Annotated in this window: 20 protein-coding genes and 2 pseudogenes; 8 read left to right on the top strand and 14 right to left on the bottom strand. The window is 62.4% G+C overall.

Going from position 1 to position 25,127, the window contains the following annotated elements; translation table 11 throughout:
- Positions 1-291: 291 nt before the first annotated feature.
- Both AC1Q6C_RS29175 and AC1Q6C_RS29170 read right to left on the bottom strand, forming a co-directional pair.
- On the bottom strand, positions 292-1,875 hold the full coding sequence (locus tag AC1Q6C_RS29175) for a multicopper oxidase family protein (protein WP_209923236.1): 1,584 nt from the start codon (positions 1,873-1,875) through the stop codon (positions 292-294).
- Positions 1,876-1,953: 78 nt separating this feature from the next.
- Positions 1,954-2,223, bottom strand: a complete 270-nt coding sequence (locus tag AC1Q6C_RS29170) for an SHOCT domain-containing protein (protein WP_064113372.1) — start codon at positions 2,221-2,223, stop codon at positions 1,954-1,956.
- A gap of 140 nt (positions 2,224-2,363) precedes the next feature.
- Here AC1Q6C_RS29170 and AC1Q6C_RS29165 point away from each other — a divergent pair, with 140 nt between their 5' ends.
- Positions 2,364-3,122, top strand: coding sequence for a response regulator (locus AC1Q6C_RS29165; protein WP_064113373.1), 759 nt, complete (start codon positions 2,364-2,366; stop codon positions 3,120-3,122).
- Positions 3,119-4,264 (top strand): sensor histidine kinase, encoded by a 1,146-nt coding sequence (locus AC1Q6C_RS29160; RefSeq protein ID WP_064113374.1) that lies wholly within the window; start codon positions 3,119-3,121, stop codon positions 4,262-4,264. Before AC1Q6C_RS29165 ends, AC1Q6C_RS29160 begins: the two co-directional genes overlap by 4 nt.
- Before the next feature lie 144 nt (positions 4,265-4,408).
- On the opposite strand, the gene AC1Q6C_RS29155 is transcribed toward AC1Q6C_RS29160, so the two are convergent.
- Positions 4,409-5,173, bottom strand: coding sequence for an acyl-[acyl-carrier-protein] thioesterase (locus tag AC1Q6C_RS29155; RefSeq protein ID WP_209923233.1), 765 nt, complete (start codon positions 5,171-5,173; stop codon positions 4,409-4,411).
- A 589-nt stretch (positions 5,174-5,762) separates the two neighbouring features.
- On the opposite strand from AC1Q6C_RS29155, the gene AC1Q6C_RS29150 reads away from it, so the two are divergent.
- A complete protein-coding gene (locus AC1Q6C_RS29150; protein ID WP_307807305.1) occupies positions 5,763-6,989 on the top strand; it encodes a prolipoprotein diacylglyceryl transferase family protein in 1,227 nt (408 codons plus the stop codon).
- Positions 6,990-7,216: 227 nt separating this feature from the next.
- Here AC1Q6C_RS29150 and AC1Q6C_RS29145 read toward each other — a convergent pair whose 3' ends face one another.
- The 5 genes and pseudogenes from AC1Q6C_RS29145 to AC1Q6C_RS29125 form a co-directional block, all read right to left on the bottom strand.
- On the bottom strand, positions 7,217-8,164 hold the full coding sequence (locus tag AC1Q6C_RS29145) for a M56 family metallopeptidase (protein ID WP_082900905.1): 948 nt from the start codon (positions 8,162-8,164) through the stop codon (positions 7,217-7,219).
- A complete protein-coding gene (locus AC1Q6C_RS29140) occupies positions 8,161-8,520 on the bottom strand; it encodes a BlaI/MecI/CopY family transcriptional regulator (protein ID WP_064113377.1) in 360 nt (119 codons plus the stop codon). The genes AC1Q6C_RS29145 and AC1Q6C_RS29140 overlap by 4 nt, the downstream gene beginning before the upstream one ends.
- A gap of 403 nt (positions 8,521-8,923) precedes the next feature.
- Positions 8,924-9,228: pseudogene (locus tag AC1Q6C_RS29135) on the bottom strand (L,D-transpeptidase family protein); the annotation flags it as partial.
- A 46-nt stretch (positions 9,229-9,274) separates the two neighbouring features.
- Positions 9,275-9,541, bottom strand: a complete 267-nt coding sequence (locus AC1Q6C_RS29130; RefSeq protein ID WP_082900906.1) for a copper resistance protein CopC — start codon at positions 9,539-9,541, stop codon at positions 9,275-9,277.
- Between the two features lie 66 nt (positions 9,542-9,607).
- Complete coding sequence (locus tag AC1Q6C_RS29125) at positions 9,608-10,450, bottom strand: F510_1955 family glycosylhydrolase (RefSeq protein ID WP_064113380.1); 843 nt, start codon at positions 10,448-10,450, stop codon at positions 9,608-9,610.
- A 341-nt stretch (positions 10,451-10,791) separates the two neighbouring features.
- On the opposite strand from AC1Q6C_RS29125, the gene AC1Q6C_RS29120 reads away from it, so the two are divergent.
- Positions 10,792-11,118, top strand: coding sequence for a metal-sensitive transcriptional regulator (locus AC1Q6C_RS29120; RefSeq protein ID WP_064113389.1), 327 nt, complete (start codon positions 10,792-10,794; stop codon positions 11,116-11,118).
- Between the two features lie 1,038 nt (positions 11,119-12,156).
- Here the strand turns inward: AC1Q6C_RS29120 and AC1Q6C_RS29115 are convergent.
- The 3 genes from AC1Q6C_RS29115 to AC1Q6C_RS29105 form a co-directional block, all read right to left on the bottom strand.
- The gene (locus tag AC1Q6C_RS29115) at positions 12,157-12,528 is read right to left on the bottom strand and encodes an ArsR/SmtB family transcription factor (RefSeq protein ID WP_064113381.1); all 372 of its coding nucleotides are present in this window, start codon (positions 12,526-12,528) and stop codon (positions 12,157-12,159) included.
- A gap of 5 nt (positions 12,529-12,533) precedes the next feature.
- Positions 12,534-13,778, bottom strand: coding sequence for an MFS transporter (locus tag AC1Q6C_RS29110; protein WP_064113382.1), 1,245 nt, complete (start codon positions 13,776-13,778; stop codon positions 12,534-12,536).
- Between the two features lie 246 nt (positions 13,779-14,024).
- Positions 14,025-14,258, bottom strand: a complete 234-nt coding sequence (locus tag AC1Q6C_RS29105; RefSeq protein WP_209923231.1) for a hypothetical protein — start codon at positions 14,256-14,258, stop codon at positions 14,025-14,027.
- A gap of 838 nt (positions 14,259-15,096) precedes the next feature.
- On the opposite strand from AC1Q6C_RS29105, the gene AC1Q6C_RS29100 reads away from it, so the two are divergent.
- Together AC1Q6C_RS29100 and AC1Q6C_RS29095 are read left to right on the top strand one after the other, a co-directional pair.
- The gene (locus AC1Q6C_RS29100; protein ID WP_064113384.1) at positions 15,097-16,080 is read left to right on the top strand and encodes a TerC family protein; all 984 of its coding nucleotides are present in this window, start codon (positions 15,097-15,099) and stop codon (positions 16,078-16,080) included.
- Between the two features lie 530 nt (positions 16,081-16,610).
- Complete coding sequence (locus AC1Q6C_RS29095) at positions 16,611-18,635, top strand: transglycosylase domain-containing protein (protein WP_231915847.1); 2,025 nt, start codon at positions 16,611-16,613, stop codon at positions 18,633-18,635.
- A 492-nt stretch (positions 18,636-19,127) separates the two neighbouring features.
- Here the strand turns inward: AC1Q6C_RS29095 and AC1Q6C_RS29090 are convergent, their stop codons facing one another.
- The 3 genes from AC1Q6C_RS29090 to AC1Q6C_RS29080 all read right to left on the bottom strand — a co-directional run bounded on the left by AC1Q6C_RS29090 (position 19,128) and on the right by AC1Q6C_RS29080 (position 24,340).
- The gene (locus AC1Q6C_RS29090) at positions 19,128-19,784 is read right to left on the bottom strand and encodes a hypothetical protein (protein WP_156519325.1); all 657 of its coding nucleotides are present in this window, start codon (positions 19,782-19,784) and stop codon (positions 19,128-19,130) included.
- Between the two features lie 164 nt (positions 19,785-19,948).
- Positions 19,949-22,273 carry a SulP family inorganic anion transporter gene (locus tag AC1Q6C_RS29085; RefSeq protein ID WP_209923229.1) on the bottom strand — a complete coding sequence of 775 codons (2,325 nt, stop codon included), beginning with the start codon at positions 22,271-22,273 and terminating at the stop codon, positions 19,949-19,951.
- Positions 22,274-23,087: 814 nt separating this feature from the next.
- Positions 23,088-24,340, bottom strand: a protein-coding gene (locus AC1Q6C_RS29080; protein ID WP_378377626.1) for an IS3 family transposase whose coding sequence is annotated in 2 segments (ribosomal slippage) — positions 23,088-24,052 and positions 24,052-24,340 — 1,254 coding nt in all. Because the reading frame shifts where the segments join, the coding sequence is not laid out codon by codon here.
- A 240-nt stretch (positions 24,341-24,580) separates the two neighbouring features.
- Here AC1Q6C_RS29080 and AC1Q6C_RS29075 point away from each other — a divergent pair.
- Complete coding sequence (locus tag AC1Q6C_RS29075; protein WP_064113387.1) at positions 24,581-24,967, top strand: ArsR/SmtB family transcription factor; 387 nt, start codon at positions 24,581-24,583, stop codon at positions 24,965-24,967.
- A pseudogene (locus tag AC1Q6C_RS29070) lies at positions 24,964-25,127 on the top strand (ACR3 family arsenite efflux transporter); the annotation flags it as partial. The gene AC1Q6C_RS29075 and the pseudogene AC1Q6C_RS29070, both read left to right, overlap by 4 nt.

The following is a 25,127-nucleotide window of genomic DNA, read 5'->3' as shown; positions in this document are numbered from 1 at the left end:
GTCGGATTCTCCCTCGTGTATTCGCCCGCGCAGAGAACGTCGAATTTCGAGCGCCCCGTGGAGTGCCGGCAGGTGTGCACCGGAGCCATGGGCAGTTGCGCTGTTCGCGGGATTTCGATCCCAGTCCAGCGCAGAGGCAGAGGCCGGGGATTCCGGGACGCTGACCCGATGCCGGGGCGGCGCAGTCTCACCTCGCCGAACGAGGCAGGAAGAGGCATCGAATGAGATGCCGGCCCAATCAGGTCGCGCCTCCCGTGCTGGTTCGATCGTGTGTTCGGACGTCTCCACGTGTCAGACGATGTAGTCCAAGCGAGTCATCATACCCGACTCCTGGTGATATCCGTTGTGGCAGTGGAGCATCCAGTCGCCCGGGTTGTCGGCGATGAGATCGACAGCGACAGATTCCATCGGACGAACGATGACTGTGTCCTTGCGAGGTCCGACACCGCCGTCACCTTTGACCACTTGGAAGGTATGCCCGTGCAGATGCATGGGATGCCACATCATCGTCATGTTGGTGAACGTGAGCCGGGCGCGGTCCCCTTCTTTGACGGTCAGAGGTTCGGTTTGGTCGTAGTTCCGACCGTTGATTGTCCATTGGTAGCTCATCATGTCTCCCCCGAGGTCTGCCACGAGATCGACACCGGTGCCATCGCTTCGCGGCAGAACGACACTTTCGGCTGCAGTGAACGTCTCGACCGTGCCCACTCGACCTGCCAATTCCCGAGGGAGGAACGACGCGTCGGGCGCAGCGCCCGAGCCTGTACGCAGCAGCGCCCGAGCCTGAGCGTTCTTACCCTCGGCCGCGGCGATGAGCGGGAATACACCGTCCTTGACCGTGACGATCACGTCGTAGCGCTCACCCATGCCGAGGAGAAGCGCATCGACTTCTGTGGGTACGACCGGAAAGCCGTCCGTATGGGTCACGGACATCACGTGATCGGCAAGGGCGACTCGAAAAGCGGTATCCGCACCCGCGTTGATGATGCGAATTCGCACACGCTGACCGGGAGCGGCCGAGAATGTTGTCGGTGCGGAAGCTATCCGCCCGTTGATCAGATAGTAGGGGTAGCTGACGTCACCCGCGTCCCCGCCGAGCAGAGCGCTGGATGCTGCTGAGCTCGGGCCACCCGAGGTGGGGGGCGGCGTGGTTTCGTTCGACCCGTGGTTCATGCCACCCATGCCGGGCATGTTGCCCATTCCGGATCCGCCCATCGAACCCATGCCGTTTCCGGACTGGAGGTCGGAGAGGATCTGTTGCGGGCTCGTGCCGATTCCATCCGTCCAGTCGTCGAGAACGACGATCCATTCGGCGTCGTAGTCGGCGGGCTCGCGGGGGTCGTCGACGATGATGGGGAGGTAGAGGCCGTAGTCGGTGTCGAGACCGACATGGGGGTGAGCCCAGTACGTTCCCGAATGAGGTACGGAGAAACGGTATGTGAAGTTCTGCCCCGATTCGATGTTCGGGCTTGCCGGCATGGCGCCGTCCATGTCGTTGCGAAGCGCGATGCCGTGCCAATGCACCGATGTCTGATGATCGAGTCTGTTGTTGACGGTGATTGCGAGCTCGTCACCGACATTCGCGCGAATCAAGGGACCGGGAATACTGTCGCCGTATGCCAGGGTGCGCACCTTGATGCCGCCGAGATCGATATCGGCGCCCTGCGGATTGAGCGTGTAGTCCACGGTGCGACCGGTATGCGGGCGCGCTGCCTCAGCGGTCGTGATGGCATTTTTGTCGAACGGCGGGGGGGTCGGGTTGGACGATCCGCTGGTGGTGCATGCGGTCAACGCCAGGCCTCCCGCCCCCGCCGCCGTGGCGGCGAGAAACGTACGTCGACTGAAAGCCGATCCTGTGGACGGCGCAATAGCCATGATTGTGATTGTCCTTGTCTAGTCGTTGTGGAGAAGCGGAACTGATACGCCACCGGGCCCGGGGCGGGCGTCCCAGAGTCAACGACTCTCGTGTCGATGAGAGGATCGATCCAAAGCTTCTCTGCGGGAGCGATACTCGTCATCGTCGATCTCGCCGCGGGCGTAGCGCTCATCCAACAGGTGCTGCGCATTCGTACCACGGAGTTCGCTGCGGTCACTGCGTCTGGGACGAAACAATGCAAGTAGGGCCGCAATGACCAATCCCCAAAATGCGATCATCGCCAGCGCCATCAGAATCCAGCTGACCCAACCCATTCCATAACCCGAATTCTCGCTCCACCACATCATGTCCGTTCACTCTCCTCACCTTCGATAGTGCTCGCCGAACCCTCTGGGATTGGTGTGCTTTCTATGAAGATTCGCTGAAGAGGTGACCGCATACCGTGTATCGCGTGCGCAGCGGCGGCTGAGGAGTCCACGATGGTTGCATGGACAGTACGTCAACACGGTCAACCGACGGTTACGCAGGTTTTCGGGCACTGGTCGTCGATGACGAACGCCCACTGGCCTCGATCATCTCGAGTTACCTCGAACGAGAGTCATTCGAGGTGAGTGTGGCCTACAACGGTTTCGACGCTCTCGCCCTTGCACGTGAGGTCGATCCTGATGTGGTGGTTCTCGATCTCGGGCTCCCCGGTATCGACGGTATCGAGGTGTGCCGGGAACTTCGTACGTTTTCGGATGCATACGTGGTGATGCTGACTGCTCGCAGCGAGGAAGTGGACACCATCGTCGGGCTTTCTGTCGGTGCAGACGATTACATGAGCAAGCCGTTCAGCCCCCGAGAGTTGGTAGCGAGGATCCGCGCGATGATGCGTAGACCCCGCAGCGGAGCCGCGCACAGTACAACCGCGGGAGCGGTAACCCGAGGGGAAGAGAGTCCGCCGATGACGTTCGGGGTGCTCAGGATCGACGTTGCCGGGCGAGAGGTGTGGGTCGACGAGAAACCGGTTCTGCTGACTCGGACGGAGTTCGACGTGTTGGCGGCACTAGCTGCTCGGCCGGGCATGGCATTCAGCCGTCGGCAACTGATCGAAGCGGTATGGGGCCCTGCGTGGACAGGGAATGATCATCTGGTCGATGTTCATATCGGTCATCTGCGCCGCAAACTCGGCGATGATCCCGCCTCGCCCTCGTACGTCAATACCGTGCGCGGCATCGGGTACCGAATGGGTTCCGGAAAATGACTACCCTAGAAGAACTTTCGTCTCATCAGGCGCGTACCCGCCGAGGACTCGGCGTCGGAGTGCGTTTGCTGATGGCCCAAACGCTCGTTGTGGTGGCAGGAGCGGCCACCTCATGGGTCGTTGCCGTCACTGTCGGTCCGAGTTTGTTCCGCGAGCATCTGCGTCGCGCGGGCGTGCCTCCCATGTCTGAGGAGCAAATGCACGCCGAACAGGCATATCGCTCGGCAACCGCGATCTCGTTATCCATGGCGATCGGCGCAGCTGCGTTGTGTGCGCTGGCTGTGACCTGGTATCTCAGTCGTCGGCTGCAGCGATCGGTGACTGCGGTGGCAACTGCCGCCACGGCAGTCTCGGCGGGAAACTACGCGGCCAGGGTCCCGCCGCCTCACCTCGGTGACGACTTCGACGCACTTGCGACTGCCTTCAACGAAATGGCGGTCCGTCTCGAGTCTGCCGAGTCGATGCGTCGACGGTTGCTGGCAGATCTCGCGCACGAGATCCGGACGCCGGTAGCTGTTCTCGAAGCATTCATGGAAGCTCTCGAAGACGGAGTGGAAGCTCTCGATGATCACACCATTGCGATGCTCCGAGATCAGACCCGACGTCTGGCACGGTTTTCCGGCGATGTCTCGGCACTGTCCGATGCCGAGACGAATCGAGCTGCAATCGAACCGACCTGGACCAGACCTGAGGTGCTGATGAGGTCAGCGGTAGCAGCGCACGAAGAACGATACGACACGAAAGCAGTGATTCTCAGCGTGGACGTCCCCGGAAATCTTCCACCCGTGTGGCTGGACCCAGAGCGTATAGGGCAGGTGTTGAGCAATTTACTCGACAACGCACTGCGCCACAGTCGATCACAGAGCACAGTGAAGGTGCGGGGACGGGTGAAAGGGGATCGGTTCATCCTCACACTCACCGACGAAGGCGATGGAGTCGCCGCCGAGCACCTCCCCTATCTGTTCGAGCGTTTCTATCGCGCCGACGCAGCACGCGATCGTGCTCACGGAGGGGCAGGGATCGGACTGTCCATCGCGAAAGCACTCGTCGAAGCACACGGTGGACAGATCACCGCCGCGAGTGACGGAGCCGGGCAAGGCACCACCTTCGTTATCGCGTTGCCAGTGCATTGTCCGAAATAGCGCCACATCGCCTACCGGGAAACTGTCGACGAGTGACATGGCGAGAGATTGGAGGTAAATCGATTCGCTCCGGGAACGCCCGCTGACCCCACCGTTACCGGCATACCTGGTCAAGGACTCCGTGAGGCGAACCGGCGCGGGGACTTACATTTGGATCGCTGTAACGTAGGCGCTCGCGCACACCGAATCGGAGACCAGGAACCAACTGCTCAAGCTCTCATCTGAACTGTGGTACCGCACGGTCACATCGTTTCCCGCGGTGATGGGCGTGCGGTATTCGAGAATCGCCCGGTAGGGGAACGGATTTCGAGATCCGGCCCAATCTTGTATCAGGTCTTCGACAGGCTGCCAATAGGTGGCGTTGTTGACGTGGTGGAACGGATCGATATCGCTCGATCGTAAGGCGAACATTGTTTCCTTCCCATCGTCCGGATGAACGGTGAGCCATGGTTTCCACTTCAATCGGTGATCGTTGGTGGTGGAACCGAGTCCGGCCATGAAGCTCTCTTCGATCCTGGAAGGCATCCCGTTGACCGGATTGAGATTTATCCAGAATCCTTCGGTCTCGATCAGGCCGCCGCAGTCAGATTCGATGCGAACACGCATCGTGCACCACCTGCTCGACAACCCCGAACACCATCTGCGCATGCGCACACGAGCCGGCCAGCTGACCGGACGGATGACATCGATGACAGTGCGGCGCACGACCCACGCCGGGTGGGCGGCCGCTGCTCCGCTCGCATCGAGATCGTCGAAACCGATGTCTTGCAGATGACGTGCCACGCCATCGAGTCGCAGCGTGCCTGAGACGTCGATATCTCCCGTCCGCACTGGCCTGGAGGTTTCGAACACCGTGCCTTTGGTCGGCAAATCCACCAGGCGGTGATTGCGCATCGTGTCAGCTTCCATTTTGCAGATCCCTTAGATGTGATTGTTCGATTCGATACTTTGCACACCCTTGCTGCAACGTATTTGCGATCCCTACGCCCAGTCCTGCATCGGCCGCCGAGTCTGCCGAAGCCGAACCAGATGAACAGCGACGGGCTTCGGAAACGTGGTGGACAAGGCGCGTACCCAGTCTCGCAAACTACTACACCGTCCGCGTGATTGCCGGTTGACGGTCGGTGTCATTTCCGGGAGTCTTCTCGACTGTGCGCAAGATCGTAGCGACACAGAGGATTTCAGTATCCGTTGACTCGACCCGACGCGTTTCGTCTGGCGGCGCAGTGCTCACCGGCACGTTCACGCTCGGCCTCGACCTACTATCCAGGTTCGTAGTTCATCTACTATTGACCTTAGTAGTTCGGTCGGCATCCGCGCCCGCCGAGAGATTGGGGCGACGGTGAGCAAAAAATCAACCAAAACCCGTGCGAAACAGCGGTCTGCGACACCGAGTCGAGCCCGACGTGCCACGTCATCGAACCTGAACGCCACTTCACGGCCGCACGACGATGGCGGCGCAACGCCCAGTAGCAGGCCTAGTCCAGTCGGTAGTGCAGTGGAAGAACTGGCCGCGGCGGCCGCGGCGGCGTATCTGAGTAAAGCAGTGCCGACACCAGCCAGTGCCTTGGCTGAAGCAGCGCCGGCGCAGGGCATCGGCGAGTCGATGCCCACCATGCCGTCGGGCATCGAACGCATTGCCCGGCCACCGAGCGCCGGAGGGGCGACCGCTGCACCGGAGCTCGCTGGGCCTGGCGGTGGGTGCGCGGAAGCCTTCACGCAGATAGAACCACAGGGGCTTGCAGCAACGTACTGGGGGGAATCACCCGAGGTCACTTCCGATCTGTCGATTCTGTTCCGGGGAGCTCGCGACAATCCGGGCGGTGAACAGGAACACTTCGAGAGAGTCACCCACGTCAAAGGTGTTCCAGCGGGTGGTCGGTTCGCGGTGACCGCGAGAATCCGCGGAATCTCCTCTGGTAGTTGGGCTGTCAGTGCAGAGCGCATCGAAACTCCGGATGAAACCACCGGACGGTTCGACATTGCAGTTCCGCAGACCGCGACGGCCTGGACTACCCCAGCGCCATTGGTGCACGGGCCCGGCGTGCGACTCTGGACGTGGCCGCTGTTAGTCGGTTTGGGTGCAGTGTTCGCCATCGTCATGCAGGCGCTGCTCTTGACCCGTATGAACGAGAACGCCACCGCGGCAGTTCTCATTTCGATCCTCGGCTGCCTTCTCGGCTACGTGGGTGCGAAGCTCTGGTACTTGGTACTCCACCGCCAGAGCCTTCGAAAATTCGTCACTGCCGGCGCATGCATACAAGGATTTTTGGTGGTGTCGCTCGCGGTATTGGTGCTCGGTGGAGCAGCTTTCGGTCTGGGTGTCGGTTTGTTGCTGGATGTGACAACACCAGGGTTGTTTCTCGGTATTGCGATTGGGCGCCCGGGATGTTTTTTGACAGGATGCTGTTCGGGTCGACCTACCATGTCGAGATGGGGAATGTGGGCGTCGGACCGGACTCTCGCGGTGCGCCGAATCCCCGTGCAACTGATCGAAGCGTTCGCAGGTTTGCTCATTGGCCTCGCGGCGCTGGGTTTGGTCCTCTACGGTACCGAAAAGCCCTATGACGGAGCAGTATTCGTCGTCGCTGCAGCTATCTACACGTGGGTCCGTCAACTGTTGTTCCCCTACCGCGCGGATCCCCATACTCGGCGCGGGCGGCTTCTGACCAGCGCGGCATGCGGAATTATCATCGTCGCGACGTTTCTGCTGGGTGCGTTGTGATCGGGACCATTAGTAACCCTTTGCGCTTTCGGCTGCTGCCGCGTGCGCAGGAGTGGGTCTCGCGGAAATTGGGATGGTCTCGAATCAAGTTTCGCGAGGGATCGGGTCACATTGATCGGTGCAGCGTTCGGTGGATGAGGCCGGTTCAGTTCGAGGAGGGGGTTGAACCGACCTCAATCACCGGCGCTGCGAGCCGGCCTCTGTCCTTGCCCCGTTTTGCACTGTGTTCATGCTCCTGCTGCGCATGAAGCCATCGCCATCGCACCCAGCAGTGCCAGAAGGGGCGCCGCAGGTAGGACGATCGCCGTTCCGCAGGCAGCAAGGGTGCGGAGGTAGCGAATGGGCGTCGCGTGGTGGGTGCGAGGGGAGGACAAACGATCAAGTCGCAACGCCAGGCAATCCTGCGCTATTCCCAGAGCCGCCACGGGCACGTCGTGGGGCGTCATGCTGCGGAGGGCGCGGTGCACGGATTCGCGCCCATGCTGACGAACGGCTCGGGAGTCGGCTTCGATTTCTACTAACGCACGGACCAATGGGGGCGAAGATCGCATGATCGGAAGCCACGGGAACGCGTAGGCGAGCGTTTGAGCTGCGCTGACGAGTAGATGATGGCGTCCGGTGATGTGTGCTCGTTCATGCGCGAGTACTGCAGCCAGAGCCTCGGTGTCGAGTTGATCTCTCAATCCATCGCTGGCAACTACAAGTGCGGGGCGACCAGCGATACTGTAGGCGAAGGGCGCAGAAACCGGGAGCCAGAGCAGTGATGAGGGCCGCGCACCCCCCAGAATGCGCAGCAACCCGAGGTGTTGCTGGTGTAGCTCGCGGCGTGTACGGGAGAAGTTGAACAGATGGACGGTGGCTCGTACCGCCCCAACGACCAACGCTGACCCACCGAGTACGCCCACCGCGGTCTCGAGTCTGGCCGGAGCATCGTCGTGAAGAGCGAGCCAGCAGCTGTGGGCGAATTCGATCAGCGACGAGACGCCTCCGTGACTGGGCAAAAGGCTCAAGATCACCGGGACGCTGATACTCACCACAGTTCCGAGTACCAGAGCCCCCCACGAGACGAGGACGACATGCGGATCAACGCCGCGACGCATCATCGATCCGAGGAACAATGGGGAGAGCGCGGCAACGAGAAGACCACCGACCGCCCACGCGAGGACGGCTGTCACTTCTTTCCTCGTTCACGCAATCCACGCGCCAGGATCTTCGATTCGACGTCGGAAGTCCCGCGAACAAAATGCAACAGGACCCCGGTTGGGTCCCCGGTGGATTCGAGAAGTGCGCGCAACCCGTCAGCTGCCGCTTCCTCGCGACTTCGCGTGGCTTCGTACCAGTACGCGCGGCCGTTCCGCTTGCGATGCACCCAACCTTTGCGATGAAGATTGTCCATGACGGTCATCACCGTGGTGTACGCCGGTTCACGGTCGTCATCGAGGCCGTCGAGGACGTCGCGAACACGAACCGGTTCGGTGGAGCGCCACAGCACATCCATCACTAGTGCCTCGAGCTCTCCCAGACCTTGCATTTTTTCCTCCTACTAGAGCCACATTCGTCACCGCACCGTGTGAGAGCAAAACCTGCAACCTCCGTCGGGTTCGTGCGGGCGCCCACCAGTGACTGTCTGCTATTCGACAGTCACAGTGATCTGGGACCGCTCGATGGGGGCGTGGTGTCGGCTCTGCACGCTGGAGGTTGCCGAGACGGCGCTCAGTAGCCCCTGTTGAATACTATCTGTTCCGCTTCCCATTGCCGCCCAGATACGGCTACGGTGTCTGGCAACCTCTCCAGCAACGATCCGCAGAACCCTTGTCAGCTCGAAAGTGTCGAAGGTCTTGCCAGCACCTTCGTAGCGACGCTACGAGAGAGTGTCGAGCGCGGAGAATCTGTCAGCGATTCAACATCGCTTTCCGACAGGGCGACGACAAGTCTCACAACGCGCTGCCTTCCGACCATCGGTCCCGCGGCACACTCCAGTCGCCGTTCTGCCACAATTCGAGAGGGGCACCGCCGGTATTGCGTATCTCCACGACATCTCTGGGGAGCGAAAAATCGTAGAACCATTGTGCATCGGCGCGACTGAGGTTCAAGCAACCGTGTAGAACATTGGTGTTGCCCTGCGCCCAAACTGTGTCTTCGAGTTCGTGAAGGTAAATTCCGTCGGTGCTTATTCGCGTGGCGTTGTTGATTTTTCCTTGTACCCCAGCCGAGAATTGACGGGAAGTCCGTAGGTCGTGACGGCAACCGAAAGTCTTCCTCGACGAAGTCACCATCTGCGCCGATCACTTGCCGCCGGACGGTGTAGGTGCCCGGCGACGGAGCCTTCGAGAGCCGGGAAGTGATTGCGGGGCCGCCCTTGGATGACTCTGCCGCATCGGGCTCTCACGGCCAGCATCGTCCAGGACTTTGATTGCATCGATCTGGGGGGTGACTTGTTCGTTGAAGATCAGGGTGATGGTTCGCGGAGGCTCGGAAACGGCAGTCTCCGAGCCAGGTTCGGTAATGAGCAGCGTGGGGTGTGTTTGCGATGCCAGTTCCCAGAAACGCAATGACTCCCGCGACGAGCATGAGTGTGATGCTCTGGAGCGATCGAAGGAACAACGACATGGTTCAGGTCAGTGCAGGGCATACAGTGACTGAGAAGTCGCCGCGTACGCGCTGTCATAACTCGCCGCAGTCAACGCTTCGACAGCTCCGACATTAGCGCGCTTCTCCCAGTCCTTTCCTTCCCTGCTCCGCCATGCGAATCCATCTTGATCGACCCCCCACAATGCATCCGATGCTCCAGCGATCAGCACCAGAGACGGCGCTCCAGTGGCGTCTGTGAAGGTTCGCCCGTCGTTGCTGCTGTACTGCAGCCCTGACGAGGTGACAGCCCACGTCCCGGTGTCGGTGAGAGCGAGGGATGCGACTTCCAGAGCGGCGCCTGATTCCCACGACCTTCCCTCATCCTTCGACGATTTAACTCCGCTGACGCCGTCGAAGCCGACGAGCGTATTGCCATCTGTGGCCAGAGAATGAAAGTCCACTTTCCCCGCGAGTGAGCCATCCGTCCAGGTTCGGCCACCGTCGTTGCTGGTGCGTAGGCCAAGGGGGTTGGCTGCGCTGCTGGACGGTCCCGGATGGCCTGAGGAAAAGAGCGTGTCGCTGCCAGTCGCGCCCGCCAGCCCCATCAAATCGTCGTCGGAATCACCCACTTGCACTGTGTCGCCCGAATCTCCGATAGCGAACAGTCCGCGATGCGTACCCGCCAGGACGGTGCCGTCAGCGTTGACATGCAACCCGTGCAGATGATCAAGTTCGGTTGCGAACTCCACGCCTGGCATGGAGGGGGCGCCGGACTGCCCAGCCTGGTCGTCGCTTACCTGCGTCGAACAAGCCGCGAGAAGGACGGCGATGAGAGTGGCGCCGACGACTCCCACGAGTGGGGACGCTCGCGCACGACGACTATTGGGCATCTGAATGATTCGTCCTGTACTCGATGGATGACAACAATTCCGGTCGACCGGCACCGCAACTACTAAGTGACATAGTAGCTGTGGGGCAGCACGCAGTGAATTGCCTCCTGTGTTTGGGGAATGCTCGCCGTCTAACCTCCCCATCTGATACGGCAGGGGGGTATGATTTGACTATCGACGAATCCACGATCAGGTCCGCGGGAAGATGAGTCCGTCGTCGGCACGAAACCGGCTGGCAGAACATCGAACCAGCACGGGCAGGCCAACCGATTGCCGCCACCACGTCGGCGACACGCTTTTGAATGGTGCCCACTACGGGCGGCGAGCACGAGGAGAATCTCGTGGGTACAACTAATTCTGTTGATCCAGGCCGTCGCGACGATGTGAACCACGGGTACATCAGTGCAAAAGACTTATTTCTCAAGCGCCTCAAGCGCATCGAAGGTCAGTCACGAGGGCTGCAGCGGATGGTTGAGGAGGAAAAGTACTGCATCGATATTCTTACGCAAATATCGGCGATGACGAAAGCGCTGCAGGCGGTGGCGATGGGATTGCTCGAAGACCATCTCAGTCACTGCGTCGTCGATGCCGCTGTAACAGGCGGCCCGGAATCGGATGCCAAGATCAGGGAGGCCGCCGACGCGATCAGGCGACTCGTAAATTCGTAAGGACCCTTCAACTCTGACCTTCAAGGCCATCGAATTCGGGTGCTCAGAACATGATTCGAGCGGTTCGTCCTAGCTGACCCAGGGCTGCTGTCGGCCTTCAGCGCGGCCCCGACGGGCTCGGCCCCGACGGAGTGACCGCTCGCGCTGCTCGATCTGTGCCGACCGCCCTTACGGAGTGTGGCCGGCGATACGGGCAGACGGGTGTCTATCAGCAAGCCTGCCAGCTTTGACCGCCACGCATACCAACGTCACGACCATCCGGGCACGGTTCGGTTGGCCGGACAACGCGTCACCGAGCGACACTGCTGCGGACGGTGCCCGGCAGAGTGCCCACCACCGTAGCCGCAGTGTAGGGCAGTGGGCGCACAGCCGAGAGTCCGGAGCAATAGTTGACCAGGGCGAACGGTGCCGGGGCGATAAGCCGAAGCCACCCGCGTCTGGCCAGTCGGGCATCGATGGTCTTCGCCGGGGGTGTGTCATCCGCGCTTGAACCGCCGTGCGCCCAAGCGCCCGCACCAGCAGCGACGCTAGTACGGCGCTGACCGTCGTGGCGCTAATCGCGGCGGCGACCCCGCCAGTTGGGCCGAACAACAGCCCGGCATTGAGGGCGAACACCCGTTCGCGGGCACCGGAGCGATCGTCAGCACCGACTGGACTAGGAAGAACACCGAATACGAACGCCGGACCCACCGAACTCCGCCCAGTCCTGCGCTAAGGAGATCGACAGGAGGGGGTGAGGGTGGCGGTCGCTGCCAGCACCCGCTGTGGTGACGAGGAATTATGCGCAGGATCATAGGTCTCCGCCGGGGCGGGCGGAGGCGTTGTCGTGGAGTTCCGACGATGTACCCGCGGACAATCGATTCCCTCGCTCCCAGTGACCTTGATGATCGCTACCACGTACTTGTCGATTCAGTCCACAGGTGATCGGTTGCTCGACGGGGTGCCGTGTCCGTCGCCGAAGGACCGGCGGGCAGAACACGTGACGCCGCTGCATTCCCATCCATCCACGGGCATGGGAAGAGATGATGGGGGGCAGGTTCAGTCGTGCCCGGGCTCACCGGTGACGACATGATCGGCGTGGCTCAGGCCCTCGGTGACCAGCCGAGCAAGGTGGCCGTCATGGATCCGGTAGATCACACGGCGGCCCTCTTTGCGGGTATCGACCAAACCGGTGAATCGTAATTTCGCCAGATGCTGGCTGACAGCGGTTCGCGAGGCCTGGCAGGCCTCGGTCAAAGCCGAGACATCGGCCTCCCCGCGGGTGAGCAGCCAGAGGATGTGCAAACGCGTGCGATCGGCGAGCATGCGGAAGGTGCTGGTAGCGGCGTCGAGACGAAGCTGATCCGGGACGAGGTGGTGTTCGAGACTCGGAGCGATCCGGGGCTGCACGTGCGAGATGTTCTCGGTCATCGGTGCTACCTCCCTCCCACGGTTACCGCCTTCGATACCGAGCCCAATGATGCGGGCCACACACGCGAGGCAACTACTGCTGCGAGTGTAGCGAGTGCAGTCAGTGTCCCCGCGGCAACGACCTGACCGCTCCACACGCCCACCCAACCCGCAATCGGATAGGTCAGGAGAAAACATGCGTGCGAGAGCGAGAACTGGGCGGTGAACACGCCGCTGCGGTTCTCCGGGGGGGACTCGTAACGCAGCAGTCGTGCCGACGGGGTGTTGATCAACGAAGTACCCGCGCCGAGAACGATCCAGAGCGTCGCCAACGCGACCCAGCCCATGGCAGACCGTGAGTCGGTCAGCAAGAACAACGACGCCCCTGCCAATCCCAACGGAATGATCGTCGCGCCCGCCAACATCACTCGCCGATCGGAAACCCTCTCGAGCAGGCGCGGGAGCGCCAACGCGACCATCATCGAGCCGCCGCCGAAACATCCCAATGCCACCGCGACCCCGGTATTCGATCCGCCCAGGAGATCTCGCACGTACACCACCGTGTTGACTACCACGAGCGCGGTGGCGGAGGCGACGACCACGTTCAGTGCCAGCAAGCCCCGCAGTACCGGGCTGCTCACCATCACCCGCGCGCCGGCGGTGATGCGAGTGAGCAACGGCACCGAACGATCCACCGGCGTCAGGGACGGCAAGGACGTACTCACCACGAGCGCGGCCGAGACCACGAAACCTGCAACCGTTCCCAGGAACAGCGAGTGGTAGGTGATCATCGTCAACAGTGCCGCGGCCAGTACCGGACTGAGCAATGACTCGAGATCGTAGGCCAGACGTGAGAGAGACAGCGCACGTGTGTACTGCTCTTCCTCGACCAATACCGACGGGATCACAGATTGGAACGCGGGGGTGAAGGTCGCCGACGCCGCCTGCAGCACGAAGATCAGCACATAGATCTGCCACGCCTGATCGACCATCGGCAGCATCATCGCAACCCCCGCACGCACGACGTCGGCGCAGACCAACAGCACTTTGCGGGGAACCCGGTCCGTGACCGCCGAGATCACCGGCGCAACAGCGACATACGCGATCATCTTGATCGCGAGAGCAGTGCCCAGAACTGCGCCGGCATTGCTCCCGGCCAAGTCGTAGGCCAACAGCCCCAAAGCCACCGTGAGCAATCCGGTGCCGACCAGGGCGACGATCTGCGCGGCGAACAACGCGCGGAAGGTGCGGTGACGTAGAACGGTGAGCAAGGCGTTACTCCGCTGATGGTAGGGGCGAACCCACTATAACCCTATATGTGCGCATATAGGCACATATATTGGTCTCGAACCGCCCACACCCCACGACTATCGTCGAAGTAGGGGGAGGGGGAAAGAAAATGTTTGCAGGCCCGAGCATCGAGACCCGCGATCTACGCAGGTGGTGGATTCCCGGCGCGGTGGTCTCGGGAATGGTTGCAGCGCTGACGATTTCCGCGGTCAGAACGGTCGTCGCTGTCACAGCGACCCAGGGCCGGTTTCCTGCCACAAGCCTTTTGAGGTGTCGGACGCTGACTGCGCGCTGATCCGTGCTTCGGTAGCCAACACACTCGCCGGTAGCGCCCTCCCGTCCGCCGACGCCATCAGGATTCCGCCCACGCGCAGGGCCGGCGATGAGGGCAGCGACGACGCTACATCAGCATCTCCGTTATTCCTGGAGGTGGTCTTCGAGAGGTTACCGGGCGTTGTCATGTTTCCAGGGTGTGCGGTTCTCGCTTCGTTGTGGCGTGAGTTATTTCGCGGAGATGTTCGTGCCCCTGTCCACAACGACACATAGCCAACTTCGACTTCACTTCAACGAGAGTCTGCAAGTACGAGAAGGGCAGACGGACGACGCTACCTCGTGCTGGCGGCGATGTACGCGGGGATGTTGCTCGTCCAGCTCGACGTCAACATTCTCGTCAACATTCTCGTCAACATTCTCAATGTTGTATAGCCGCATATATATCGTCCGGGCAATACCGTCTGCCGGAACCGGGCTTGCCCGTAGCTCCGAGCTTGTTCATCTTTCCAGAGTCGACGCACCCTGAAGCTCGACGAGCGGGATCGGGTGACCGTGGACTCCCTCGGGTTGTATTACGACGTGACGACCGCATGGGGGAGTTCGATCAGCGACATGGCGACTTCGTCGAGATGATGGACGAGTTCCTGAGTGATCTGCGTCAGTTCTGCACGCATATGCCGCTTCCCTTCTCATGTCAAATACTACGAAACATAGTATTATCGTACGCGGCAATGCCTACAGTGGTCCTCGTGCCAGGGCCTAGGTAGGACTTTGAATTCAATCGGCCTGGAGGTCGACGCCTCCTCTCTGCCGTGGGAGGAGCACAGGCATTAACAGAATGGCGGATCTGGGTTCCCACGTGGTTTGTGGGGCAAACTGTTGGACGAGTGCAGTACGCGACGGAGCGGGTGATCGCACAGCTACGCTGTGTCGCCGCCTTGTGAGTACGACGCGGTGGTCACAGATTTCTATGGCAGGTGCTCTCGTGTCCGGCGCCGTTAACGGGTCATCCGAAGTCGGTAGCTGATGTCCGTCTCACCGATGGTCTGGCTCATCACCTGCGCGGCGATCCTTGGCCTGTTCGTGTTCGATTTCTTCGCGCACGTGCGCCGCCCGCACGCTCCGACGTTCGGGGAGTCGGCGTTCTGGTCGGCCGTGTACATCGGGGTTGCGATCTCGTTCGGATTCGCCGTCATCTGGATGTGGGGTGGCGCCTACGGCGGTGAGTACTACGCCGGCTACATCACCGAGAAGGCGCTCTCCGTCGACAACCTCTTCGTATTCGCGGTCATCATGTCCAGTTTCGCGGTTCCGCCCGAGTATCAGCAGAAGGTGTTACTCGCCGGAATTCTGATCGCCCTGGTGATGCGGGGACTCTTCATCGCGGTCGGGGCGGCGGCGATCAACGCCTACAGCTGGGTGTTCTACCTGTTCGGCGTCTTCCTCGTCTACACCGCCTACAAACTAATCCGGGAGACCGGCCACGAGAAAGAGGCCGAGGAGAAACGGGAGAGCCGGATCACCGCCACCGCGAAGCGGTTCCTGGCCGCAACCGATGAGTTCGACGGCGACAAACTCACCACCCGGATCGACGGCAAGCGGCTGGCCACGCCCCTGCTGCTGGCGTTGGTGGCGGTGGGGTTCACCGATCTGCTCTTCGCGCTGGACTCGATCCCGGCGATCTACGGTCTCACCAGCGAGCCGTACATCGTCTTCACCGCCAACGCGTTCGCCCTGATGGGACTGCGGCAGCTGTTCTTTCTGATCGGCGGGCTACTCGAGCGCCTGGTGTACCTGTCCTACGGACTTTCGATCATCCTCGCGTTCATCGGCGGGAAGTTGGTGCTTCTCGCGTTGCACGAGAACACACTGCCGTTCGTCAACGGGGGCGATCCGGTCAGCGTGCCCGAGGTCTCGACCGGATTGTCGCTCGGGGTGATCACCGGGGTGTTGGTGGTGACCGCGGTGGTCAGCCTACTCAAGACCGGAACCCGGACCGGGAAGACCTGACCGTGCTAGTGGGTACCGCGGAATCGGCCGGGTTTCCGGCCCGCCGAGGCGATGAAGGACCGTTCTAGTGCTGACGAGAATTGGCGCGGAGAGACAGGAGCGAGGTATGGAACGGTGTGACGTGGGGTCGATGAGTGACGCTCGCGTGTTCTCACGTTTGCGGAACAGGCTGTGGGGCACCATTATTTTGCTCCCCGTTGCGGTGCCCGCGCCCACCCGGGCGGCCGGTCCCGTGGGCGTGTGGAAGGCTGCCGAACGGGGGAGACCCATCAGGGAGCGCGCACCGTGGGGTGTCGGCCATCGCCAGCGGCGCCTGGCGTTCCGGGCCGGGCGGCGATTCCCGCTGACGAGACCGGGTGCGCGGCGGGATGCGACGGGCGGTGGCGGCCGCCGAGGCCTGTTGGCCGGGCGATGGGGCTCGGTGGTTCCCCACCGAGGCCGAGTACCGGTGGGGTGCTGACGTGTCGATCGCCAAGACTGTGGGGAAGCTGGCCGGATGCTCGGCCCTCGGGGGTGTTCTGCTCGCCGGGATGATCTTTCCGCTGGCAGGCGGCGTCGGCTACGTGTCGAACCGTGCGTCCGACACTGTCGACAATTCGGCAGCCGAGGTTGTCGATGGTGTCGCACCGGGGGTGACGACGATGACGGATGTGGCGGGCAATCCCATCGCGTGGTTATATGAGCAGCGCCGGTTCGAGGTGCGCAGTGACCAGATCTCGAACGAGATGAAGTTGGCGATCGTCTCGATCGAGGACAAACGATTCCCGGAACATCGGGGGGTGGACTGGCAGGGCACGATGCGCGCATTCCTGACCAACACCACCACCGGTCAGGTCGAGCAGGGCGCGTCGACCATCGACCAGCAGTACGTGAAAAATTATCTCCTGCATGTGGTCGCCAAGACCGACGCGGAACGCCGCGACGCGATCGAGACCACCCCGGCCCGGAAGGTCCGGGAGATCCGGATGGCCCTGTCGCTGGACAAACAGTTGACGAAGGACGAGATCCTCACCCGGTATCTGAATCTGGTGCCGTTCGGAAACGGCGCGTTCGGTGTCCAGGACGCCGCGCGCACCTACTTCGGCGTCGACGCGAAAGACCTGACTGTGGCGCAGTCGGCGATGCTCGCCGGCATGGTGCAGTCCAACTCCACGCTGAACCCCTATGCCAATCCGGGCGGAGTACGCGACCGCCGAAACGTCGTGCTCGACACGATGATGACCAATATTCCCGAGCGCGCGGACGAGATCCGGGGACTCAAGGAGGCACCGCTCGGAATGCTGCCCTCCCCCAGCATCGTGCCCCGCGGGTGCATCGCCGCCGCGGACCGCGGATTCTTCTGCGACTACGCGCTGCGCTATCTCGAGAACGCCGGACTGCCCCGGGACCAGATCGACAAGGGCGGCTACTCGATCAGGACGACCCTCGATCCGGTGGTCCAGGCTTCGGTGAAGTCGGCGGTCGCCGCCTACGCCGACCCCGGACTCGAGGACGTCGCAAGTGTGATGAACGTCGTGCAGCCCGGCCAGAGCCAGCACCGGATACTCGCGATGGCGGGCAGCCGCAACTACGGTCTGAACAGTGCGGCCAACGAAACCGTTCAGCCTCTGCCGTACTCGCTCGCAGGGAACGGCGCCGGCTCGATCTTCAAAATCTTCACCACCGCCGCCGCCATGGAGAAGGGCCTCGGCACCGACGCCGTCCTCGACGTCCCCGGCAGGTACGATGCGAGAGGAATGGGCGACGGTGGGGCCCCCGGCTGTCCGCCGACGACGTACTGCGTACAAAATGCGGCACCTTATCCGGCCTCGCTGTCGGTGACCGACGCACTCGCACGATCACCGAACACCGCGTTCGTCAAACTTCTCGAAGAGACAGGGGTCGCAGCGACGGTGGACATGGCGGTGCGACTCGGGATGCGCTCCTACACCGCGCCGGGCACCTCCGGCTTCGGTGACCAGAGCATGGCCGACCTACAAAAAGACCAGAACCTGGGTTCCTTCACGCTGGGCCCGACCTGGATCAACCCGCTCGAGTTGTCGAACGTCGCGGCCACTCTGGCCTCACGAGGCAGGTGGTGCCCGCCGAGTCCGATCGACTCGGTCCTCGATCGCGACGGGCGCCCGGTGCCCCTCACGGAGCAGGCGTGCGAACAGGTCGTCGAACCGGGCCTGGCCGAAACCCTGGCCAATGCGCTGAGCAAGGACGACAAATCGGGCGGCACCGCGGCGACCGCGGCGTCCGGCGCGGGTTGGACGTTGCCCATGTCCGGGAAGACGGGCACCACCGAGTCGAACATGTCCTCCGGATTCCTCGGATTCACCAACAACCTGGCAGGCGCCGTCTATATCTTCGGCGACTCGCCGAACCCCGGGCAGATCTGCACCAGCCCCTTGCGCTCCTGCGCGGACGGCAATCTGTTCGGCGGCACCGAACCGGCACGCACCTGGTTCAAGGCGATGATGCCGATCGTGAACAACTTCGGGCCCACGCAGCTACCGCCGGTCGACCCGAAATACGCCCGCGGATTCCCCGGCGCCCCGCCTCCCCGATAGACGAATCGCACAGCCCCGCGCCGGGTAGCCGATCGCCGCCCCGCGCGGGATCGCTGATCACCCGGGTCAGCCCCGGCCGGCGACTCGATGCAAGAGGGTTGCCGGTCGTCGGGTTGAACCATCGGCACAGTTCCGGTGCGATCCGGCGGTGTCTGAACCGCCTGGACGAGATGGTGGCTCCTGATTCCAACAAGGAGAATGTTGATCATGCCTGCACCGAAGATGTATGACGCCGAGACCCAGGCGCGCGCTGTCCGGGCTTGATGCGGCACCAGCGACCCCGGTCGTCCTCAAAGCCCCGTAGGACATGCCCCGTGGCGGGCAGTGATCCGTCTCGCCGGCGGCGCATTCGGCGTGGGGCTGCCGCCACGACGTCGCCGTTCCCCTCACCGGACGACAGGTGCACCAGCATAGAGACACGCCCAGCGTCGGGGGTCCCGTAGCAACGGGGTCTCACTGGCAACGGGGAGGGATCGGGTCTGCGTTTCCGGGTCAGCTGCTACCGTCTCCGAGCTCCCGGTAGGCGTCACTGTAGGCGTTGAGGCTGGCGACGGCCTCGTCCACCTCGGCGTACAGCAGGGTCGTTTCGGGTCCGCGATGGGCGGCCTCAGCCGCGCGGATCGCGGCGATGGCCCGGTCAGTTGCATCGATGTACTCCCGGGCGCGGGCGGAGAACTCTTGCTGGTCGCGGGCGATTCGACGCTCGTCGCGGGTGATTACCAACGCTGCTAGCGCCCGTTCGAGACGCACGCCGTCGGCGTCGAGTTGGGGAAGCACCATCGGCAGGTCACCGAGATATCCGCCCGAGGTGGCGGAGGCGGCGTCCGCTTGACGGGCCAGCTCCGCCCGGCTCCGGCCGACCTGCGTCTGCAGAGCCGCCAGGTCTCGGCGCGGGCCCGCGGGCAGCGCCTGCACTCCGACGGTCAGCAGGCCCCTCTCGGCCGCCGCCCGGCCCCGGGCGAGCACCCCGCTGCGGCGCATCCGCCGCCACAGCAACCAGCCGGTGACCGCGGCGGCGGCCAGGAACACGACCACCACCACCAGGAGCGTGATCAGCACTCCCGGGGTGAGGAACCCGACGAGATCGACACCCTCCTCCTTGTCAGCCAACCTGTTCGGCCCACTGACAACACCACGGCTCGGGTTCACGACTCACTCCTGTTCCGTGGGAGCCTTGCGAGCGGATCGACCCAGGTCACCTGGACCGATTCGAGGCGGCAGGTGCAGCCGTCTGCTCTCTTTTCACGGTACCCCGCCTGGCTCCAACCCGCCGGGGTCACCGGTTCATGCTCTTGTCGGGAGTGTCTCGTTGATCAGGCCACCGGCGCACGGTCGGGGTCGAGTTCGATGACGCAGGTGGTGGAGACCGCGAGTACCCGTGCGGTGGGAATGTCGAAAAACAGGCCCGCGATGTGGATCCGTCCCTCCGACATCGCCGCGCCGATCAGCGGATGCCGCTGCAGGGTCTGCAGTTGCAGGGCGACATTAACCATGGCGAGTTGATCGACCGCGCTGAATCCGGCGTCGGCAGCCGACCGCGCCACCGGGTGCCCGGAGTGGTATGCGTTCTTGCTCGGTTGGGCGTGCTCGAGCCACTGCTGGACGGCGATGCTGCCGCTGGACTGAGGATACGGACGGTCGGGGTCGGCCAGGAGAGCCTTCATGGCGCCGCACCCGGAGTGGCCGCACACGAGCACGGAGCTGACCTCGAGTTCGTCGAGCGCGAAGGCCAGTGCCGCCTCGACGGAGTCGTCGCGTTGACCGGCGGGAACCAGGTTGCCGATGTTGCGGACGGTGAACAGGTCTCCAGGGCCGCTGCTGGTGATGATGTTAGGGACGACCCGCGAATCCGAGCAGGTCAGAAACAGTGAGTCGGGTCGTTGACCGTCGTGCAAATCGTCCATATGTGGGCGCAGATGCGGTGCGTGCGTGCGGTGGTAGTCGGAGATTCCGGCCAGCACCGATCGCATGGCTCGCGGGTTCGGATGCTGCATTTTGTCGCCCTCTTGGTGGGGGTGGGGTAGGTATTTCTGCCATACCCGCCATGGGGCGAAGCCGCCGCGGCGGCTGAGTTGTGCCGTGCCGTCGGTGGCGCGCGACGGCGGCCCGGCCGCGGCACCGGCCATCTCCGCGGTTCCTCGCTCGTCGATCAGCACAGTTCCGCCGGTGCTCTCATGCTGACGCGACCATTCCTCGATGACCTCGAAGACGGCGTGGTCGAGGAAGTCGACCGTGAGTTCGACGGTGACTTGACTTCCCGGTGGCACCGAGGCGAGCACCCCGGTTAGTCTGGGCAGGGCAAGGAAGCTGCACGAGCCTTCCACCACCACCCGCCACTGCCGCGATTGTGGGGTGCCCACGGGCTCGGCATGGATCGATGCACGAACCACCCGCCACACCACCAGCGCGATCGCCAGGGCCAGCCCGATCAGCACACCCTCAAGTAAATTGAGGAACACCACCGCGGCAACGGTGACCCCGTATACCCACAGGTCCCCGGTGCGGTGCGCGATCCGCAGGTGCGCAAGCTTGATGAGCTGGATACCGATCACGATCAGCAGGCCGGCGAGAACGGACTTCGGGATCTGCTGGACCAGACCGGCGAGCAGCGCCGAGAACACCAGGATCCATACTCCGTGTAGAACCGCGGAGGCCTTGGTGCGGGCGCCGGCGGAGACGTTGGTGGAACTGCGGACGATGACGCCGGTGACCGGTAGGCCGCCGAGGATGCCGGACGTGATGTTCGCGGCCCCTTGGCCGAGCAACTCCCGGTTGAGGTCCGAACGCGGGCCGGTGTGCATCTTGTCCACCGAGACGGCCGAGAGTAGGCTTTCGACGCTCGCGATCAACGCCACGGTCAGGACTCCGGTGGCGACGCCGAGCCACCGACCGTCGGGGAGGGCGGGAAGCGCGATCGCGTCGAACAACGATCCGTCGAGGACGATGCGTTCGACCTCAAGCGGCAAGACCAGTGAGAGGACGGTCGCGGCGACGACCGCCACCAGCGGGCCGGGTACCCGCCGCAGTCTGTCCGGCACGAACTTCCACGCCAGCAGAATGGCGATCACAGTTGCGCCGACGAAGACATCGTAGAGGTGGGCGTCGCCGATCTGGCTCGGCAGTGCAGTCAGGTTGTTCCACGCGGAACTCTGCGAGCTGCCACCGAGCAGCACGTGAACCTGCTGCAGGGCGATGGTGATGCCGATTCCCGCCAACATGGCATGCACCACCATCGGCGAGATCGCCAGCGAGGCGCGGGCCACCCGGCTCAGCCCGAACAGGATTTGCAGCACCCCGGCAGCGACGGTGATCGCACAGGTGACCTTCCACCCGAAGGTGTTGACCAACTCGGCGACCACCACGGTCAAACCCGCCGCCGGGCCGCTGACCTGTAAGGGCGACCCACCCAGCAAACCCGCGACGACCCCGCCGACCACCGCGGCGATTAGTCCGGCCATGATCGGGGCACCCGAGGCGATCGCGATGCCCAACGACAACGGCAACGCAACCAGGAACACCACCAACGACGCGGCCACGTCGTGCCGCAGAATGCGAGATAGTGGTGACTCCGTCGTCGAGCTGTCACCGGCAGTGGCTGGTGGAACGTCGGGCTCCGTGGTGGTCCGGGTCGCTGGCATATGGCTCACTCCTTCACCCCGACCTTCTGCTGCCGGCGCTCTCGTGTTGGACGGCTTCCCTCCGCACTGAGACGAAGACGCATCCCGCAACGCATAAGTTGTTGCGCTGCCAGCCATCTCGTGCGCGGGCTGTCTGGGTCGGAGGGAACTGTGCTCACAGACGCTACTGACGAACCCTTAGAGCAGGCTGAGATCCGACGCCATGTGCGGCGAGGGTCACATATCGAAAACTGTTGTTAGCCAACATAATTAAATTGTCCGGGCATAACCCGGTCGCGCAACGGATGCTCCGTTGCCTACGTTTGATCCCCTCAATGCAACTCGGATCCATGTCCCCGACCTAGACGTGAAACCGCATTAGCGACCCTGGCGATGTGCCGAAGCCCATTAACTACTACGAATCATAGTACTTGGTACGGGTCTTGACCAGGTTGTCGATCCGGGCGTGTGGCGGGCGCATGAGATCGGGTTTGGCGTCTTAAATACTATTTGCTTTTCAGTAACTTTGGGCATCGTTTACCGAGGAAGAATTGTGCAATTGTGCAATTGTGCAATTGTGCGCATGGGCGATTTGGCGAGAATCGAATTCTGTTGTAGCAGTGCCGATTGCGACGTTTCTTGTTTTCTGCTTGTTTGTGGTTTGGGATGGGTCCAGTAGAATGGAGAGCATGATGCCGATAAGATGGCAAACGCGAGTGGGGATAGTGTCGGGCACCCCCACCTAGCGTCGTTTGAGGCTTGGGTCCCGGCTCCTTGATTGCGAACAAAGCCTTTGGTGGCAAAGATATTGAATCGCACCGGCGAGTCCGGAGACTTACTGATTTGAGAACTCCGCAATTCGCGTAGTTCTGTGTTCACCGTAGTGGAACGCCTCGAGTTCGGCCGGTGGAACATCGCCGCAGTGCTCGTAGAGTCGTCGGTGGTTGAACCAGTCCACCCATTCCAACGTCGCGATTTCCACATGTTCGACTGTTCGCCATGGCCCGCGGGGTTTGATCAACTCGGTCTTGTAGAGCCCGTTGATCGTTTCGGCGAGAGCATTGTCGTAGCTCGACCCGGTAGACCCGATCGAGGCATCGATACCCTCCTCAATGAGCTTGTCGGTGAACGCAATTGACGTGTATTGCGATCCGCGGTCGTTGTGGTGAATGAGCCCGGACAGGTCGGCAATTCCCTCTCGGCGTCGGGTCCAGATTGCGTGCTCGATGGCATCGAGCACCAGCGGTGTCGTCATCGTCGTCGCAGTTCGCCATCCGAGGATCCGCCGCGAGTACGCGTCGATGACGAACGCGACGTACACCCAGCCCGACCACGTCGAAACGTAAGTAAAGTCAGCTACCCACAACATGTTTGGCGCGACCGGGTTGAACCTTCGCTGCACCAGATCGTCCGCACGACTGCCTTGTGGATCGGCGATGGTGGTGCGCTTGATCTTTCCTCTTCGTGCCCCTTCGAGCCCGAGGACACCCATCAATCGTTCGACCGTGCACCGCGCTACCTCGATACCCTCTCGCCTCAGCTGAAGCCACACCTTGCGGGCGCCGTAGATCGAATAGTTCTCGGCATGCACCCGGCTGACCTCGGCTTTGAGCTCCTCGTCGCGCAGAGACCGCCGAGATGGGGAACGGTTGCGCGCTTCGTAGTAGGTGGACGGCGCAATGGAGCAGCCGTGCTCGCTGAGCACCCTGCAGATTGGCTCGACGCCGTACTCGCTTTTGTATCGGTTGACGTAGTCGATGATCACTTGTTGTTGCGGTCGAGCTCCGCTGCGAAGAAAACCGATGCCGACTTCAGGATCTCGTTGGCACGCTTGAGTTCCCGATTCTCAGCGCGAAGCTTGCGCATCTCCGCAGCCATTTCGCTCGTCACACCAGGCCGCTCGCCGGCATCAGTTTGCGCTCTCCGAATCCAGTTGAGCAATGTTTGCGCTGTTCCGATACCGAGTTTGTCGGCCACGGATTCGACCGCGGCCCATTCCGACGGATATTCGTGCTGGACCTCGGCGACCATCCGCACCGCACGCTCACGCAACTCGGGCGGGTACCTCTTGTTCGTTGCTGACGACATGACTCCATCTTTCCCAAAGAATGAAGTCCCCGGAAACTCCGGTGCGATTCATATTCGGAATTTTGAGGAGCGGAGGCGTCTCCGTGTTCAGGTGGCGCTGTTCTACGTCGGGCTTGCTGGTCATCGTTCGGTCCGATCGTCGATTGTGGGTTTCGAATCAGTGTCGCATCGGCAATCGCGGAGGCGGATATTCATCTCTGGTTGGTTGCGTGTTGATTCGATATCTGTCAATATCGAAGAATGTCGAATCAAGAGCTGCCGGAGTCAGAGGCTTGCTGCACCCCGCTCGTACGTGAACCGTTGACAGAGGAGTGGGCGGGCGACCTGTCTCGGATGTTCAAAGCGCTCGGCGATCCGGTTCGCCTCCGCTTGCTGAGCTTGGTGGCAAGTCACGAGGGCGGTGAAGCCTGCGTCTGCGACATCTCGGATACGTTCGACCTGTCCCAGTCGACGATCTCGCATCATCTCAAGGTGCTGCGCCAGGCCGGGCTGCTCGACTGTGAACGTCGCGGGACCTGGGTGTACTACTGGGTGATTCCTACTGCACTGCAACAGCTTTCCGCCGTGCTCCTGGTCGAAGGTACGAGCGTGACCGCAGCGGACGCGTGCGCGGAGGTCACCGCATGAGCAACACCGCTGCCACCACCGAACACCCCGCAGTCGTCGGAAAACTCTCCACCCTCGACCGCTATCTGGCGGTCTGGATCGGTGTGGCCATGGTCGTCGGCCTGCTGGTTGGACGCTGGATCCCCGGTGTGAACACTGCCCTGGACAAGGTGCAGATCGA

The organism is Rhodococcus sp. MT28 (assembly GCF_058792695.1).
Note: the sequence above shows the minus strand (reverse complement) of the source record. Positions and strands in the feature narration are given on the sequence as shown.